17 protein-coding genes and 1 tRNA gene are annotated in these 15,965 nt (G+C 40.2%); 5 read left to right on the top strand and 13 right to left on the bottom strand.

All coding sequences use genetic code 11. The features are described from left to right. Positions 1-2: 2 nt before the first annotated feature. The 6 genes from W03_RS11370 to W03_RS11395 all read right to left on the bottom strand — a co-directional run bounded on the left by W03_RS11370 (position 3) and on the right by W03_RS11395 (position 4,432). Complete coding sequence (locus tag W03_RS11370) at positions 3-1,547, bottom strand: DUF3631 domain-containing protein (RefSeq protein WP_244073408.1); 1,545 nt, start codon at positions 1,545-1,547, stop codon at positions 3-5. After that, complete coding sequence (locus W03_RS11375; RefSeq protein ID WP_244073410.1) at positions 1,537-1,968, bottom strand: hypothetical protein; 432 nt, start codon at positions 1,966-1,968, stop codon at positions 1,537-1,539. The genes W03_RS11370 and W03_RS11375 overlap by 11 nt, the downstream gene beginning before the upstream one ends. Before the next feature lie 2 nt (positions 1,969-1,970). Beyond that, positions 1,971-2,213 (bottom strand): AlpA family transcriptional regulator, encoded by a 243-nt coding sequence (locus tag W03_RS11380; protein ID WP_244073412.1) that lies wholly within the window; start codon positions 2,211-2,213, stop codon positions 1,971-1,973. Positions 2,214-2,385: 172 nt separating this feature from the next. Then, complete coding sequence (locus W03_RS11385; protein ID WP_244073414.1) at positions 2,386-2,967, bottom strand: hypothetical protein; 582 nt, start codon at positions 2,965-2,967, stop codon at positions 2,386-2,388. A gap of 23 nt (positions 2,968-2,990) precedes the next feature. Next, a complete protein-coding gene (locus tag W03_RS11390) occupies positions 2,991-4,193 on the bottom strand; it encodes a tyrosine-type recombinase/integrase (RefSeq protein WP_244073421.1) in 1,203 nt (400 codons plus the stop codon). 163 nt (positions 4,194-4,356) lie between these two features. Further along, positions 4,357-4,432 (bottom strand) — tRNA-Met (locus W03_RS11395). A 209-nt stretch (positions 4,433-4,641) separates the two neighbouring features. On the opposite strand from W03_RS11395, the gene W03_RS11400 reads away from it, so the two are divergent. Together W03_RS11400 and W03_RS11405 are read left to right on the top strand one after the other, a co-directional pair. After that, on the top strand, positions 4,642-5,808 hold the full coding sequence (locus tag W03_RS11400; RefSeq protein ID WP_244073424.1) for a UbiH/UbiF family hydroxylase: 1,167 nt from the start codon (positions 4,642-4,644) through the stop codon (positions 5,806-5,808). 6 nt (positions 5,809-5,814) lie between these two features. Then, a complete protein-coding gene (locus W03_RS11405; protein WP_244073425.1) occupies positions 5,815-6,588 on the top strand; it encodes a DsbC family protein in 774 nt (257 codons plus the stop codon). 342 nt (positions 6,589-6,930) lie between these two features. Here the strand turns inward: W03_RS11405 and W03_RS11410 are convergent, their stop codons facing one another. Continuing rightward, positions 6,931-7,149 carry a C4-dicarboxylate ABC transporter gene (locus tag W03_RS11410; RefSeq protein WP_244073428.1) on the bottom strand — a complete coding sequence of 73 codons (219 nt, stop codon included), beginning with the start codon at positions 7,147-7,149 and terminating at the stop codon, positions 6,931-6,933. Between the two features lie 1,030 nt (positions 7,150-8,179). On the opposite strand from W03_RS11410, the gene W03_RS11415 reads away from it, so the two are divergent. Then, positions 8,180-8,902, top strand: coding sequence for an RNA methyltransferase (locus tag W03_RS11415; RefSeq protein WP_244073430.1), 723 nt, complete (start codon positions 8,180-8,182; stop codon positions 8,900-8,902). A gap of 78 nt (positions 8,903-8,980) precedes the next feature. On the opposite strand, the gene argB is transcribed toward W03_RS11415, so the two are convergent. Next, the gene (argB, locus tag W03_RS11420; protein WP_244073432.1) at positions 8,981-9,871 is read right to left on the bottom strand and encodes an acetylglutamate kinase; all 891 of its coding nucleotides are present in this window, start codon (positions 9,869-9,871) and stop codon (positions 8,981-8,983) included. 67 nt (positions 9,872-9,938) lie between these two features. After that, the gene (locus tag W03_RS11425; protein WP_244073434.1) at positions 9,939-10,412 is read right to left on the bottom strand and encodes a chemotaxis protein CheW; all 474 of its coding nucleotides are present in this window, start codon (positions 10,410-10,412) and stop codon (positions 9,939-9,941) included. A gap of 140 nt (positions 10,413-10,552) precedes the next feature. Between W03_RS11425 and W03_RS11430 the strand changes: the two genes are divergently transcribed. Continuing rightward, on the top strand, positions 10,553-11,131 hold the full coding sequence (locus W03_RS11430) for a BON domain-containing protein (protein ID WP_244073443.1): 579 nt from the start codon (positions 10,553-10,555) through the stop codon (positions 11,129-11,131). A gap of 22 nt (positions 11,132-11,153) precedes the next feature. Next, positions 11,154-12,527 carry an FAD-binding oxidoreductase gene (locus tag W03_RS11435; RefSeq protein WP_244073445.1) on the top strand — a complete coding sequence of 458 codons (1,374 nt, stop codon included), beginning with the start codon at positions 11,154-11,156 and terminating at the stop codon, positions 12,525-12,527. An 84-nt stretch (positions 12,528-12,611) separates the two neighbouring features. On the opposite strand, the gene cyoE is transcribed toward W03_RS11435, so the two are convergent. From cyoE to W03_RS11455, 4 genes are all read right to left on the bottom strand, one after another. Next, complete coding sequence (cyoE, locus tag W03_RS11440) at positions 12,612-13,505, bottom strand: heme o synthase (RefSeq protein WP_244073447.1); 894 nt, start codon at positions 13,503-13,505, stop codon at positions 12,612-12,614. A gap of 82 nt (positions 13,506-13,587) precedes the next feature. Beyond that, a complete protein-coding gene (locus W03_RS11445) occupies positions 13,588-14,175 on the bottom strand; it encodes a hypothetical protein (protein ID WP_244073449.1) in 588 nt (195 codons plus the stop codon). Further along, the gene (locus tag W03_RS11450) at positions 14,132-14,866 is read right to left on the bottom strand and encodes an SURF1 family protein (RefSeq protein WP_244073451.1); all 735 of its coding nucleotides are present in this window, start codon (positions 14,864-14,866) and stop codon (positions 14,132-14,134) included. Before W03_RS11450 ends, W03_RS11445 begins: the two co-directional genes overlap by 44 nt. 204 nt (positions 14,867-15,070) lie before the next feature. Further along, positions 15,071-15,934, bottom strand: coding sequence for a cytochrome c oxidase subunit 3 (locus W03_RS11455; RefSeq protein WP_244073453.1), 864 nt, complete (start codon positions 15,932-15,934; stop codon positions 15,071-15,073). Positions 15,935-15,965 lie beyond the last annotated feature (31 nt).

A 15,965-nucleotide genomic window follows, 5' to 3' on the forward strand; every position in this document is an offset into this window, starting at 1 on the left:
CGTTATATCCTCACGCAATTCACGGCTGGGGGTGTTCTATCCGCAACATTGTCACAATCTAATGCTGGTGCGGGTTTGCGCGTTGCACTTAGATTTTCGCTATGTGCAACATTTTTTCTATCTAAAACATTTGTTTCACTGTTGCACTTAGGATTTTTATCCGCAACATCATCCGCAACAAGCAAAGCCTTATGAATACTGGATTGTGGCAATGTTGCACTTAGAAAAGGGGAATGCGTGTTGTGCGTAAGATATCTTTCAAAAACGTCACTAAACTGATTCAATTCATAACCTCGTGGCGTTTCAAAACCGATTCGGATAGTTCTTGAATTGATTCCAAAGCTTTTAAGCTTATTTGCAAGCTGTTTTGGTGAAAGCGGTTTACCTCGGTTATAGGTTTGCCAGGATTTCTCATCATCTGAGACTAAAGCAGTTATTAAATCGGCTGTGCTCATCTTGCCCACATTTTTTGTTTCAAATACTTCTTGAATATCACTTAACAATTCATTGGCTGTACTTTGTGCGCTATGTGATGCTTGGAATATTTTTAATGCTGCGTTTGTAGCGGTATCTGGCCAATGGTCACCGGCAACGTATGCAATTTGCAGCAATGGTTCAATATTGTCTTGCTCACGGTCTCCAAGCTCATCAGGTAATACTGGGCGAGTTTCTCTGACTTGATTTGAATAATCTTTGGAAAATCTGGCTAACTGTGCCGTTAACCGCTCGAATAAAAGCGGTTCAGCGAATCGTAGGCGGTCTACTTTTTCATTTGGTTTCTTACGTCTTAGTTCAAAAACTATTGATCGACTTGTTACAGTTTCCGCTAACTTAATCGCATTGATTCCGGCGATGGCCTTCATTCCCCAAACGTTAAACCGCTTTGGCTCAAAATCATCGCCAGCAGCAACACTACGCCATACGAAAGCTGAATCTCTTGTGTGGCCAGCATTAAGCAATCCTCTCAAATCCTCGTTATCTTTCAGTACCGTTTCAACCTCATCTATAAATAAAGTGGGCTGATATTTTTCAATCATGCGAAACAGCACACTCGGACTAATTCCGCTTAACTGGGTAGCGCGTGGCGCAAGCTTTGCCAGCAAAGTTAATAATTGAGTTTTGCCACAAGCCCGTTCAGGCGCATTGATCAGTAAGATTGGTGCCGTTTGAATATCATCAGTAGACCAACATACTGCTACCCATAGCGCGGCGATATCTGCTTGGTATTTTTCCAAGACAATAAACTGCCTGATCGTCGCAGATATTTCATTCAGCAATTGCAACGGGTTCACTGGTTCAGCGTATGGCTCAATATTGGCAAATGGTGCGTTATCTTCTACCGATTGTTTTCGTGCTTGCTTAACCGATTTATCAAGTTCAGCAACTCTGCTTAAGCCCAATTTATCAGCTTCATCCTGACGTACCTTGTCATATTCCAAAGGATGAAGTTTTGCAAGCCTTGCAATAGTGTCTTGCAGCGTTTCAGTGGAGAGATCGGCATAAACCGTTTGTTGCTCATGATTTGCCGGAATAGTTTCAAAGGTCATGTCTGATAACCTCCCGTGGCGGTTGAATCACAGTAAAGGCGGATTGATCACGGTTCTCTTGCTTGGCAAGATCGTAATTAAAAAGCACCAGGCACCTTGGTTTTACCTTCAAAATTTCATCGATTAATGCTCTGACCAAATCAGCTTCACTGTCGTGGTGAATGATCTGAACGCCTAAACCCGCGAGGTAGTTGAAATTAAGATTTTCTATAGCGACATCATTAGGAATAACAATACGTGGAAAGATTTTTCCCAATCCCCAATCAGTCGTGACCATGATCCGTTGATTAGGCACCAAGCCCTTACGTCTTAGCTCATCCAATTGTTTACCGTAAGGTGGATATCTTTTGACGATGCTATAATTTACTCGCTTGAAGTTATTCGCGCCCTGTTCCCGCAGGGCGTTCGCATTTGTAGGCATCGTTAAACCTCACGATTAATCAGTGCTAACGATTTGCGTAACTGTCCAACTTGCCAACAGGTGATGCGATTCGATATTTTTATAGGTTTTGGCAGTGTCCCGTTTTTTGACATCCGCCAAACGGAAACTTTTGAACAAGCCAGTAATTCAGCTACCGTGCCAACTCGCACAAATGCAGAATCAGGATATGAATCAAAATTAGTTAAAGAACTGTGAAGTACTGATGATGCTTCTGTGAGTTTCATTGTGATCTATCCTGTTGCTGTTAATGACAGGAAGGATCATAAGAAAATCATTTTTGACTTCCTATATGACATAGTTAAGAAGTCAAAATAAGAGTATTAAAAGTAATTTCCTTCGTTATCGTTTAACTTAATTTTCCTTTTTGAGTGGAAGCCGTTTCTCTCAATTCCTATATCACCTTTTCTCTGTACTTGGTTTCTTCAAATTTAAACTTCGCCAATCGTCTAACCTAAGGGTCTTTAATCCAGCTCTTTCTCTTAAATTGGAAAGTTCATTTTTAATTTTCTTCAAAGAAATTTGATAGTTTCTACTCTCAAACCATTTTACAGCCATACGTTCAGCATCAGATCGGTTCTTCGCTGACCATTGACGCAAAGACTCAATTCGACCTTTCAGGTAATTTATTTCATCAGCCTTATATTCCAGCGCCATTCGTTCCGCATCAGCACGACTTATTACAAGAGAAGTTATGTTTATTTGGTTTTCTAGCCAATCTGGGCTTTCCAATTCATGTAACTTATTCTCAAATTGCTTGACGTGTTCGGCGTTTTCTAGAAAACCGAATACAAGGGTTGCTATTCCCCCTTGGTTTAAATGACGGCGGTTCATGTTAAAAACAGTTATTGGCGGTCTATGGTTTGGCCGAACAGTACCGCCAAGAAGCAGTATCAATTCATCGCATTCGCTAGACGTTAGGTATCTCGGTTCATTTTTTAAAGCTCTTAATTTGCGAAACCATTCCCGTTTAGTTGTCATTCTCTAAAATATTTATCTATTAATCAGCTTCTTAAACTCAATACCTTTGCGCCTTCCGCCAATTCATCCAAGTAATCCGCCCACCAATCCATCATTTCCCGCCGCTTAGGCAGGTGCTCGGCATAGTTATAAGCTGCTACGACAGCATTACGCTCAGCGTGTGCTAACTGTCGTTCAATTGCCTCATGCGGCCATCCATGCTCATGTAGGAGAGTGCTTGCCATTGATCGGAAGCCGTGACCTGTCATTTCTTCTTTTTCATAGCCTAAACGTCTTAGTGCAGCATTGATGGTATTTTCTGACATAGGACGCGATCCGCTTCTGATACTCGGGAAAACATATTGTCCGTGGCCTGTCATTAGCTTGACGGTTTGAAGGATTTCAATTGCCTGTGGTGATAGTGGCACGATATGTTGCTCACGCATTTTCATTTTATGCGCTGCGATTCGCCATTCCTTACGATCAAAATCGATCTCTGACCATTCGGCATGTCTAAGCTCGCCAGGACGAACGAAAACGAGCGGGGCAAGGCTAAGAGCGCACTTCGTAACGAAAGAGCCTGTATAGCCTTTTATGGCGCGAATGAGTGCGCCAATGGCTTTTGGATCGGTAATACTGGCATAGTGTTTGGTTTTAACGGGTGCCAATGCACCTTTTAAATCTGCGCTGGGGTCGCGTTCAGCGCGTCCGGTCGCAACCGCATAGCGAAATACCATACCTGCATATCCTCGACACCTACGCGCTTTCTCATGGGCGCCACGGCTTTCTATTTTACGCAGTGCTGCCAGCAAATCTGGTGCGGTAATATCTTTTATCGGACGATTACCTAACCACGGGAAGATATCCTTCTCAAGAAAACGATAAATGGTCATAGCCGTTGATTCCGTCCAGGTGTGCTGATTTTTTGCATACCATTCCAATGCTATGACTTGGAAAGTGCTTTCCGCCGCGGTACGTGCCGCTCGCTTGTTGAGTGCTTTGGTTACCGAAGGATCGATATCCTTGGCTAATAATACCTTAGCTTCATCACGCTTCTTTCTGGCGTCGATAAGTGATACTGCTGGGTAAACACCTACCGCCAAGGTTTTCTGCTTACCAGCAAAACGATAGTTCAATCGCCAGTATTTGCCTGTGGTATTAATCAAAAGATACAGGCCACCGCCATCGCTGACCTTGTAAGGCTTGTCCTTAGGCTTGGCTTGCCGAATCAGTACATCCGTGATCATTTGTTGGTATCAAAATTGATGGTATCAAATCTACCAACAAAAGTACCATTAAAACTATGGTATGTACAGATACTTTGTGATACAGTCTGAAGCTATCAATTCCTCTTAAAGCCAGTTAATTCAAGGAATTTGATGCGATGTGAAGTCACTTGAAACTTGAGTTTGGTGGCGAATCAGGGATTTGAACCCCGGACCAACGGATTATGATTCCGCTGCTCTAACCACTGAGCTAATTCGCCTGTATCTCAAATGCAGGACTGCGATTTTGCCTACCAATGGATTATCTTGTCAAGACAAGTGAGATAATTTGTTAAAATCATGTTTAGAAAGGAACGATTATTTCGTGATATATTCAGGTTCGCTAACTTACAAAAGATAACTGCAATACCCGTTCCATAGTTGCTCCCGTTCAATTTTAAGTAACCGTGCCTTATATCTCACTATCTCTATGAAATTCGATATCGTTGTTGTCGGCGGTGGGTTGGTCGGCTTATGCTTGGTAGCTGCCCTGAAAGAAAATGGCTTCAAAATAGCTTTAATAGAGCCTCATGCACCAACGTCAATTCCGCAAGATCTTAGCTGGGATAGCCGTATTTATGCAATCAGCCCGGGAAGCGCTGATTTCTTAACGCAATTAGGAATCTGGCAACGAATAGCCAACGAGCGAATTACGCCTGTTTACGACATGGCGGTATTCGGGGATGATCATTGCGCGCAGATTGACTTTAGTGCTTATGAAATCGGTTTACCGCAGTTGGCCTATATCGTAGAAAATCGTCAATTACAAAATTCCGCATGGGATACGCTTAAAACAGCCAGTGAAAATGTGCATATTTTTTCTCAAAAGTGTACTTCAATAGAATTCTTAAATTCGCGTGTTATTCTTCAATTAGAAAACAATAACCATCTGGAATCTGATTTGATTGTTGGTGCAGATGGCATTAACTCCTGGGTGCGCAATCAGACTGATATCTGTGCCTCAAAAAAATCTTACCAGCAGATTGGCGTAGTGGCTAATTTTGAATCTGAGCTATCGCATCGCCATATTGCACGGCAATGGTTCAGACGCGATGGGATTCTTGCGTTTTTGCCACTTCCTGAAAAAAAAGTCTCCATTGTTTGGTCTACCGGTGAACAACACGCCGATCAGCTATGTCATTTACCACCAGAGGAACTGTGCCATCAGGTACAAGAAGCATCCTTTAGCCAGTTAGGAAGAATGAAACTCGTCACACCACCGGTTGGATTTCCATTAAATTCTTTGCACGTAGAACCACTGGTCAAACCCCGCCTTGTATTAATCGGTGATGCAGCACATGGCATTCATCCACTCGCAGGTCAAGGGGTCAATCTTGGATTACGAGATGCCCGAGAACTTGCTCGTGTCTTAAATTCTCAAACTAAACAATCGGATTGCGGAGATTATATGATGTTGCGACGTTATGAAATCGCTCGTAAAGAAGATATAGTGGCGCTTGAATGGGTAACTGATGGATTGCAGAAACTGTTCAACAATTCCAATCCCACAATAGCACGCTTAAGAAATCTGGGACTCGAAATGACCAACCGCCTACCGTTTATTAAGAACCATCTCATGCAACACGCCTTAAACTAAATCTTTTTGGAGAAAAAATTGATCATCATGCGTCCGATCCAACTTATTTGCTTTTTCATTTTACTTTCAGTTGTAGGTTCCCCAATTGCTCTTGCAAATGAAGAAGCAATCAAAAAAAGCGTTCAATCCCATTTTGGTGGGCATAAGATTGATAGCTTAAAAAAAACTCCCTATTTCAATGGAATTTATGAGGTTGTAGTAGGAGATGAAGTTTTCTATACTGATGAAAATGCAAATTATTTCTTTTTTGGACATTTAGTGGATGCAAAAACCCGAACGAGTATGACCCATGAAAGAATCGAACAGATTAAAGCAGCGCGCCGAATCCCATTAGACTCCTTACCTTTAAAATCTGCCATCAAGATTGTCAAAGGCGACGGTAAACGACACGTGGCCGTATTCACCGACCCCAATTGTCCTTACTGTAAACAATTGGAGAAAGAATTCCTAAGCATTACCAACACCACGATTTATATATTGCTTTATCCCGTTTTAAATGGATCCATGGAGGTTTCTAGAAAAATTTGGTGCTCCGACGATCAAATCAAAGCATGGGATGATTTTATGTTAAAGGGTGTAGCACCTTCTGACAAAGAATGTGAAACACCCCTGGAATCGCTCGTTAAAGCAGGTCGAGACAACAAAGTATCAGGAACACCCACATTGATTTTTGCAGATGGCACGATCGTTGGTGGCATGATTCCTACGGCTGCTATTGAGGAAAAGCTGAATAATGCCATGAATTCAAAAGACACAGCAAAAGAAGGGAAGAAAAAATAATTCTAGTGCGACAGATCCCCAAACAATGCACCAAGTGCAGATTCTGCTGTAATACTAATTGCCAGGTATATTCAGATCAATCGTACAGAGCATATAACCGATCAAACCAGTAGAATCAATCGGTATCTTATTATGTACTTAAATAATGGCGCATGTTTTGACATTGGTATCGATGCGCATCAGCATTGGATCCACAACTACCGGAACGACTATCAATGCTCACCATGACCACTTCAGGAGCAAGCGCTCTACGGGATGATGATGAATTTGTGTGGGAGCTTTTGAGATATAAAACAAAAAGGGATCAATATTGATCCCTTTTTGTTTTAAGAAAATGGAAAATTATTCTTGAACGGTTGCTTTCTTAAGAAAACGGTTATAACTCAATTTTGATCCACCCCAAACTGAAGCGATAACAAGATAACTGAAATAAAGAATTACTCCAAGAATAACATCAGAAATAAACCATTCTAAAAATGACAGTTCGAAAAACGACAAAACACCAAAAAACACACCACTTATGATTAATGCAGAGATAGCAAATATTTGACTCGCTTTCATAATTAACTCCTTAAGTTAAATCGATTAAATAAATTTGATTCGTAATTTCTAATTTTATACCGATATGACAACATCATTCACAATAAGTTCACATATTATTTACATTATATTAACATATTATTCACAATTAGTTCACATATTATTTATATAACATTCACAATAAGTTCACATCGACCCAATTATTCGAAACTTAAGCAATTTAATAAACATGTTGATTTTCAAGACATTTAAATGCTCATAACATCAAGATACCGAATTACAAAATATTTTGCTAACACACAAAAATTTATTTCTGCAATGTCGTTTTGTTAATGAAACTGCGGTCATTCCATCTTGAGTCAGTCCAGATTGAAGCAATAACAAGATAACTGAGGTATAGAATCCCGCCTAAAATGATGTCTGAAATAAACCATTCAACTAATGACAACCTGAGAAATGACATTCCACTAAAAAAAATACCGATAATCACTAATGCTAGGATAATGAGTGTTTAATTTACTTTCATTACTGCTAACCCTTTCAGTTAAATTAGATTATTGAAAGTTTCCGCCTATTTGAGGATACTGCATAACACGACCCGATATTATTCATACTCCATTCACAGTTTCTGTGTCATTCGAAACCCGAGCGAAATTGAATAATAAGATATGCGGACTTTAATAGAGCTGAAAAATAACCCTCACTTTATGAGCTAATTAGCGCTTGTTTAAAAAATACAATTAAATTTAACAGTAGTAGCTTTTTTGATAAGACAAATATCGTGACATATTGAATCAAAATTGAAATATGCGTTACGACAGCCAAAAGCAATGGTCACTCCAAGGACTTCATACACCGTCGAGTATAATTCTCAATCCCGATCATCGTTGACTAGGGAATTGCATACCGTGAGATGCGTAACTACTATAGATACTATAATTCAAGGCAAAACCCCAATCCGGGAATATTAGCATCGTGGTCGAAGCAATGATTATAAAATACGTAAATTATCAATTTTGACAGCGCGACATAAATTACCCGTTTCGCAAATATGACAACCCTTGATTTTATTCGCATCGTTTTAAGTCACACCAGCCATCCTGGCAATATCGGAGCAACGGCACGAGCAATGAAAACAATGGGATTACACGCATTGTATCTTGTGAATCCAAGACATTTTCCAAATGAAGAAGCAAATGCTCGCGCATCAAACGCAATGGACATTTTGCAGCACGCAATCACCTGTGAATCGTTAGATCAGTCATTGATAGGTACGGTTTTTACTGCCGCTGTTACGGCCAGACCAAGAGGGCTATCACATGAAGTTTTTGATGCTCGGCAAGGCGCCAAAGAACTACTACGCTATGCGCTACAGCAGCAACCCGTCGCTTTATTATTTGGACGTGAAAATTCCGGATTAACCACAGAAGACGTCAGTAAATGTCAAATTATTATTCGAATTCCATCTGATCCGGATTATTCTTCTTTAAACTTAGCAAGCGCAGTACAAATCATGGCTTACGAGTTACGTATGGGATTATCTGAAAAACCGGCTTTCATTTGCGCTAACAATTTACCTGCTGACTTCAACGAAACCGAAGCTCTTTATGCACACCTGGAAGCATTAATGATTGACAGTGATTTTTTGGACCCACAAAAACCCAAGCTGCTAATGCAACGAATCCGTAGGTTATTTGCGCGCGCGCGACTTGAGAAAGAAGAAGTACAAATACTTCGAGGTATCTTATCCGCTCTAGTCAAACATAGTAAGTGATTTTTTTATTCTTTGATTCCGAATCAAAAATAAGAACATCACAAAAATCATCGTACATCGTAACTTACCCAGCGCCCCTTAACTATGCTTGATCAACGTACCCACACCTTGATCGGTTAGAATTTCTAGCAACAACGCGTGCTCCACTCGCCCATCGATTATATGACAAGATTTAACGCCATTCTTGACTGCATCCAAAGCCGAACTAATTTTGGGCAGCATACCCCCAGAAATGGTGCCATCTGCAAATAGCTCATCAACTTTTTGTGCTGTCAAACCAGTTAGAAGATTACCATTCTTGTCCAATACACCTGCCGTATTAGTTAATAAAATTAGTTTTTCCGCCTTGAGAATTTCCGCTAATTTACCTGCTACTAAATCAGCATTAATATTATAGGATTCTCCCTCGACACCAACACCAATCGGTGCAATCACCGGAATAAAGTCTTGTGTATCGAGTAAAGCAATTAAAGCAGGATCAATCGATTCAATTTCCCCAACTTGACCAATGTTGATCCATTTTCCGGCCGTTTCACGGTCAGCCATTAGCATTTTTTTGGCCCGTATAAAAGCGCCATCCACACCGGTTAACCCTACAGCTTTACCGCCATGGCTGTTAATGAGATTCACGATATCCTTGTTCACTGCACCACCCAATACCATTTCAACCACATCCATTGTTTCTGCATCAGTCACGCGCATACCTTGGATAAACTCTCCTTGCTTACCTACACGCCTTAGCATCTCATCAATCTGCGGTCCTCCACCATGAACTACCACTGGATTCATTCCAACCAGTTTTAGCAGCACTACATCACTCGCAAATCCTTGCTGCAAATGCGGTTCGACCATTGCATTGCCACCATACTTAATCACGATGGTTTTATCATGAAATCGCCGAATATAAGGAAGCGCTTCAGCAAGAATTTTCGCTTTATTTTTAGCAACTGTTGCAGAAATTTCGGTCATATTAACTTTACTGCTCAAACGAACTTTTATAAATAATTAGATTATCCAATATCCCAGAGTATTCTTGCTACAAAGCAATTTGCAGAAATTTCTCTTCACGCATCAATGCAAACAAACTTAACTCCTCCCAAATACGCTCCTCAATATCCTTATATTGTTTACGTATAGTCTCTTTCGCTTTTTTCTTTTCTTTTTCCAACAGGGTAAATTCAGATCGCTCCCGAATACCCAGCATACTATCCACCACAAACCCTCCAGATAATTTTTTATCGAGCGAGGCCAACAGGATTCGCGACTTTGAATTAAGAAGTACTGCCCCGTCACCAAGATAAGCACTCAAATCAGTAATGCCATATAGATTTCCACGTACATTAGCTAAGCCCAAGAACCAAGATTGTGTCAAAGGAATAGCGATTACTTTTGACATATCAACTACTTCGCTGACTTCGCTCATCGGTATTAGATAGCGAGTTTCACCTACAGCAACACCTAATACTGGCGACGAATCTTGAAACTTATTTGCATTATGTTTAGCCTGCACTGTCAACACCCTCGTAAGTTCATCAGATTAATCAAAGTATGCTTTAATATTCACAATTTTATGCGATCGAATACTCGATAACAGGTTATTTTACTGTATTATCTTATTTAAGATTTGCTTTCTGAGGAGCTTTTAATTAAATGAAATATCTTAATTTTTCCTGGTTATCTTTTCCTGTAATCTTACTTACTCTGACCGGTTGTGTTCCAATGTTCACAATAGGCACCGCTGCGGGAACCGGGACGTATATTTCAGAAGATCGTAGAACCAGCGGCATGTTCATTGAAGATGAGGGTATTGAATTAAAAAGCTCAAAACGCATCAACCAACAATTTGGTGGCAATGTGCATATCAATGTTACCAGCTATAATCGCTTGGTTCTATTGACGGGAGAAGCACCTACCGCAGAAATTAAAGCCGATATCGAAAAATTAATTATGGGCGTGGATAACGTTCGAAAAATTTACAATGAAATCGCCGTTGCAAATATTACCTCATTAGCCTCACGAAGCAGCGACACATTACTAACCTCTAAAGTAAAAACACGATTTCTTACAGAGCGTAAATTTCAAATCAATCATGTCAAAATCGTTTCCGAAAATTCAGTTGTCTATCTGATGGGAATGGTTACTCGTCAAGAAGGAGATAATGCGGCACAAATTGCGAGCGGAACTTCTGGCGTAAGTAAAGTTGTCAAAGTATTCGAATACATTAACTAATTGTTATACCGAATACTCATTCATGCTATCTGCAAAATTAATTGCTGCACTACAAGCCATTTTTCCGCCTGAACGTTTTTATAGCGATCCCGCTGACTGTTACACATACGCTTATGACAACAGTCGGAAAATTTTTCCGCCTGATGCTGTTTTATTTCCGTTAACAAGTCAAGAAATACAGCATACCATCGCACTATGCAATCAGTATCAAACACCTCTCATTCCGCGTGGCAGAGGCACTGGTACAGCAGGGGGAAGCTTACCCGAGCAAGGTGGCATTGCTTTATCCATGGAGCGCATGCTCGATATTATTTCTATCGATCCAGCCAACCGTGTCATTGTTACCGAACCAGGCGTGCTGAATCAAAGCATTCAGGATGCCACCAAACCACATGGTTTTTTTTGGCCTCCTGATCCTTCTAGTGCCTCGTTCTCAACCGTTGGTGGAAATATTGCCACTGGCGCAGGAGGGCCGCACGCGGTGAAATACGGTACCGCTCGAGAACATGTTTTAGGTTTAAAAGCGATAACGGGCTCCGGTCAACACATTACCACCGGCTGTTACACAACCAAAGGTGTCGTTGGATACGACTTGACTCGATTGTTAATTGGCTCAGAAGGAACTTTAGCGGTAATTACCGAAGCAACGCTTAAGTTATCAGCGTTACCTATATTGACCGCCGGGGTTACTGCGCACTTTCGAGACTTATCGGGTTGTACAGCCGCCATTGTTAACATTATGTCGCTATCACAATTACCGAGCGCGCTTGAATTTCTCGACGCTAGATCACTAGACTTAATCCGTGGCCGTTACCCTGAAATGTTGCCAAAAGACACACATGCTATGTTAATGATTGAAGTTGATGGTTCACACGCCGACATTCCAGATTCAATCTGCGCAATCATTAAGGCATGCCAGAATAACGGATTGATTTCGGCTGCTCGAACAGACGATACTGCAAGTCTATGGAAAGCACGTAAAGCCTTGTCTCCTCTGTTGCGTGAAATTGCTCCCAAAAAAATCAATGAGGACGTTGTCGTTCCAGTTAGCTCGCTACCGCAATTTTTAGACAGCGTCACGCAATTAAGCACTCAATACAAAATCAACAATGTCAATTTTGGTCACGCCGGAAACGGTAATATTCACGTTAATCTCTTAATAAATCCTGACGATCCTGACGAAGTTATTCGTGCTACACGTTGTCTCGATGAGATTTTTAATTTAGTGATTAAGTTACGTGGCACATTATCGGGTGAACATGGCATTGGAAGTGAAAAGCGAGCTTTTGTCACGAAAGAGATTGATTTTCCTACTTTAGATTTAATGAGAGGAATCAAAAAAGTCTTTGATCCTGCTAATATTCTAAATCCCGGCAAATTATTTCCACAAAATTAGCTGCGAGAGGCACTATAAAATCAAAACCCTACTTGTAATAGCATAACTATTACAAGTAGGGTTAGAATGTTACTAATTAAATTATTAGAAAAAGTAATAATGATCAACTAACAGCGCCACGAATAACAGAGCCAAGTAAAGGATTGAATAACGGAATGCATTTCGCGCCAATTGATCACTGTAGTTTCGATAGATCTCAATCGCGTAATACATAAACACAGCGTTTAAAACAGTAGAACCAACCAAATAAATCAAACCGCTCATTTGGGTAATGTATGGAAGAATAGTCACAATACACAAAATCACTGTATATAATAAAACATGCAATCGCGTAAACTGATCACCGTGTGTAACTGGAAGCATTGGCATACCGATAGAAGCATATTCCTTCTTTCTATACAATGCTAGAGCCCAGAAATGCGGAGGCGTCCATGCAAATATTATTAAAAATAGAAGCAGTGCATCGCTCGTAATCTCTCCGGTAACCGCTGTCCAACCTAGTACAGGTGGCATAGCTCCAGACGCACCGCCAATAACGATATTCTGTGGTGTCAAAGGTTTCAGGATAACTGTATAAATGATAGCGTATCCGACAAAAGTGGCAAGGGTTAACCACATCGTCAATTCATTGATCCAGTGATATAAAATAAAAAGCCCCGTACCACCAACCAGCATCAAGAAAAATAGCGTTTCAGGAACACTCACTTTTCCAAGAGGCAATGGCCTACCTTTCGTTCTTGCCATCACAGCATCCATTTTTTGTTCTACTAGACAGTTTAATGCGGCGGCGGCACCAGCAACCAGGGCTATTCCAATAGTTCCTAAAAATAACGTATCTAAAGGAACCGCACCCGGTACCGCTAAGAACATTCCAATTACGGCAGTGAAAACAATTAGAGATACAACACGTGGTTTTGTTAATCGATAAAATTGATTGATACGAGTTGCAGTATCTTGCCAGGTAATACTTGTTGCCATTATTATTGATCTCCTTTGTTTGTTTCAAGCAGAGCGCTCTACTTGATTAAATTCAATTCTAAATAGAGAAAGTGATGATTTTTTAATGTTCTAACTGCGACACATGCAGCAAGCGCTTAATATCGTGACCCATTTTGGTACCATCGATGTTCTCTGGAAATCTCATCATTAGATTGCCTATTGGGTCGATCAGATAGATATGCTTTGTTTGTATATCTTTGGTTTCTATCGAGTCCAAAATTTCACTTCCCTCAGCATTTACAAAATAGGTACCTTCATATTGTTTCATCAATTCCGAGTCAGGCTGAATTTTGTCGTTAATAAGGAATAGCCTTTCAATGCGATGCTTTTCCTTACCCTGAACCATGCGAACTTGTCGCATAAAATATAACTTATCTTTGCAAATTTCGCTGCAATTACCAGAATCTACTGTCAATAAAACCCATTTACCATGCAAATCTTTCATGCGTAATATTGTATTATCAACTACATTCGTTCCTTTGCCAGAAACCTTAACAATAGGAATCAAATCTCCATAATGCTTACTTTGCGGTCTGTAATCTGTAAAAAACAAAGCATAAGACACCAATATTGGCGCACTCATTAGAGCCAGCAACAATAAAAACTTACGACGATTTGATTTCGCTTTTTGTATAACTTCGTTTGACATTTAATACTATAAATATAATTAATGTTGCAGCAGCTAATGAAAACCACTGAATCGCGTAGCCAATATTTTTACTTGCCCCAGAATCTGACTTATCCCAATCTCTCAACAAACCGTCATTTACATCATTTTTTTGCAACACCAAAATAGGCTGCATATTCAATCCCGTTTCATCTTCATAGCGCTGCAGATCGAACTTATCCCAAATCATTCCCCTAACAAATTCTTCTTTAAGTGTCAAAGCTCTTATTTCAGGGGAAATCACCGTCCCGGTTAATATAACCTCACCTTCAACGCGCTGTATTATCGGTAAAATTAATCTATCTTTACCTAATTCAATCCAACCTCTGTTTATGGGAACATATAAATTGCTAGTCGAAATTTTCATCGGCGTTATAACGTGATAACCAACACGACGTTGATAAGTTTTATTATCTAATAAGATAGTTTTGTCATTCGCAAATTCCCCACGTATCTCAACCTCTCGATATTCAAAGTCTTTGAGTTTAACTAATTCTGTCGGCAAATTTATTGGGGGTTGTTTTGTGTATAACTGAATTTGTTCGTGTTTCTCAGTCTTTTCTTCCGCTCTATTTAGCTGCCACCGTCCCAACGAGCTAAAGATTAAAACAAAAGCAATCATCAGAATAATTGCCCAGACTTTTGGTTTAAAACGATATCCTAATATGCTCATTCTAGCTCACTCATTAGTGATATCGTAAAAGCCATCTATGAAAGAACAGTATTTATTTAAATACAGATTTCATGCAAGAAGATTATTATTTCTCTGAGTTCTTTCTACTACACCACTATTTTTAATTCCAGTTCTCACATTCATTCAAAAAGTCTTATAAAAAACAAAAAATGATGTTAGAACTGGAATTCTCATGGATTATTATTACATTAAGTACACAAAAATAAATAATCCTAGCCATACCACGTCAACAAAGTGCCAGTACCATGCCACACCTTCAAATCCAAAATGATGTTCTGGCGTAAAATGACCAGCTGCACTCCGGAAATAAATTACTGTTAACATGATAGTACCAATGGTTACATGGAATCCATGAAACCCAGTCAACATGAAAAAGGTTGAGCCATAAGCTCCTGATGTCAACTTCAGATTCAAATCATTATAAGCATGCGCATATTCATATGCTTGACACGCAATAAATAACGCGCCAAGGAATATGGTAGCCAGCAGCCATTTTTTAAGGCCTGCACGGTCATTTTTTTTCAAAGCCCAATGCGCAAAGGTTACGGTTACCCCTGAAGTCAACAATAAAAACGTATTAAAAGCTGGCAATCCCCACGCCCCTATTATTGTAAATTCAGGGTGAACACCAGGGCCTGCGGTTGGCCAAATACCGCTAAACGCATTCCAGTATGAGTTACCTAATACTGTGCTTTCTTCTGCCAACCAAGGTATGGACAAGTTACGCATGTAAAATAATGCACCAAAGAATGCACAGAAAAACATTACTTCGGTAAAAATAAACCAGCTCATTCCCCAACGGAAAGAAAGGTCTACTTGATCGCCATATTTTCCAGCCTCGCTTTCTCTGGCTACTGTTCCAAACCAACCAAACAACATATAAATCAGAATAGCAAAGCCTATTGCTAACAATCCGTATCCTAACTCCATTTTATTCATAGTTAATGCTGCGCCCGATCCCATGAATAAGATTGCTGTTGACCCAATGATTGGATACATCGATGGAGCTGGAACGAAATAATGCCCATGTCCAGATTCGTGACTCATTCTTTATCTCCTCCTACTTATGATTATTCAA

The organism is Nitrosomonas sp. PY1, from assembly GCF_022836435.1.
In the GTDB taxonomy this organism is placed as follows: Bacteria; Pseudomonadota; Gammaproteobacteria; order Burkholderiales; family Nitrosomonadaceae; genus Nitrosomonas.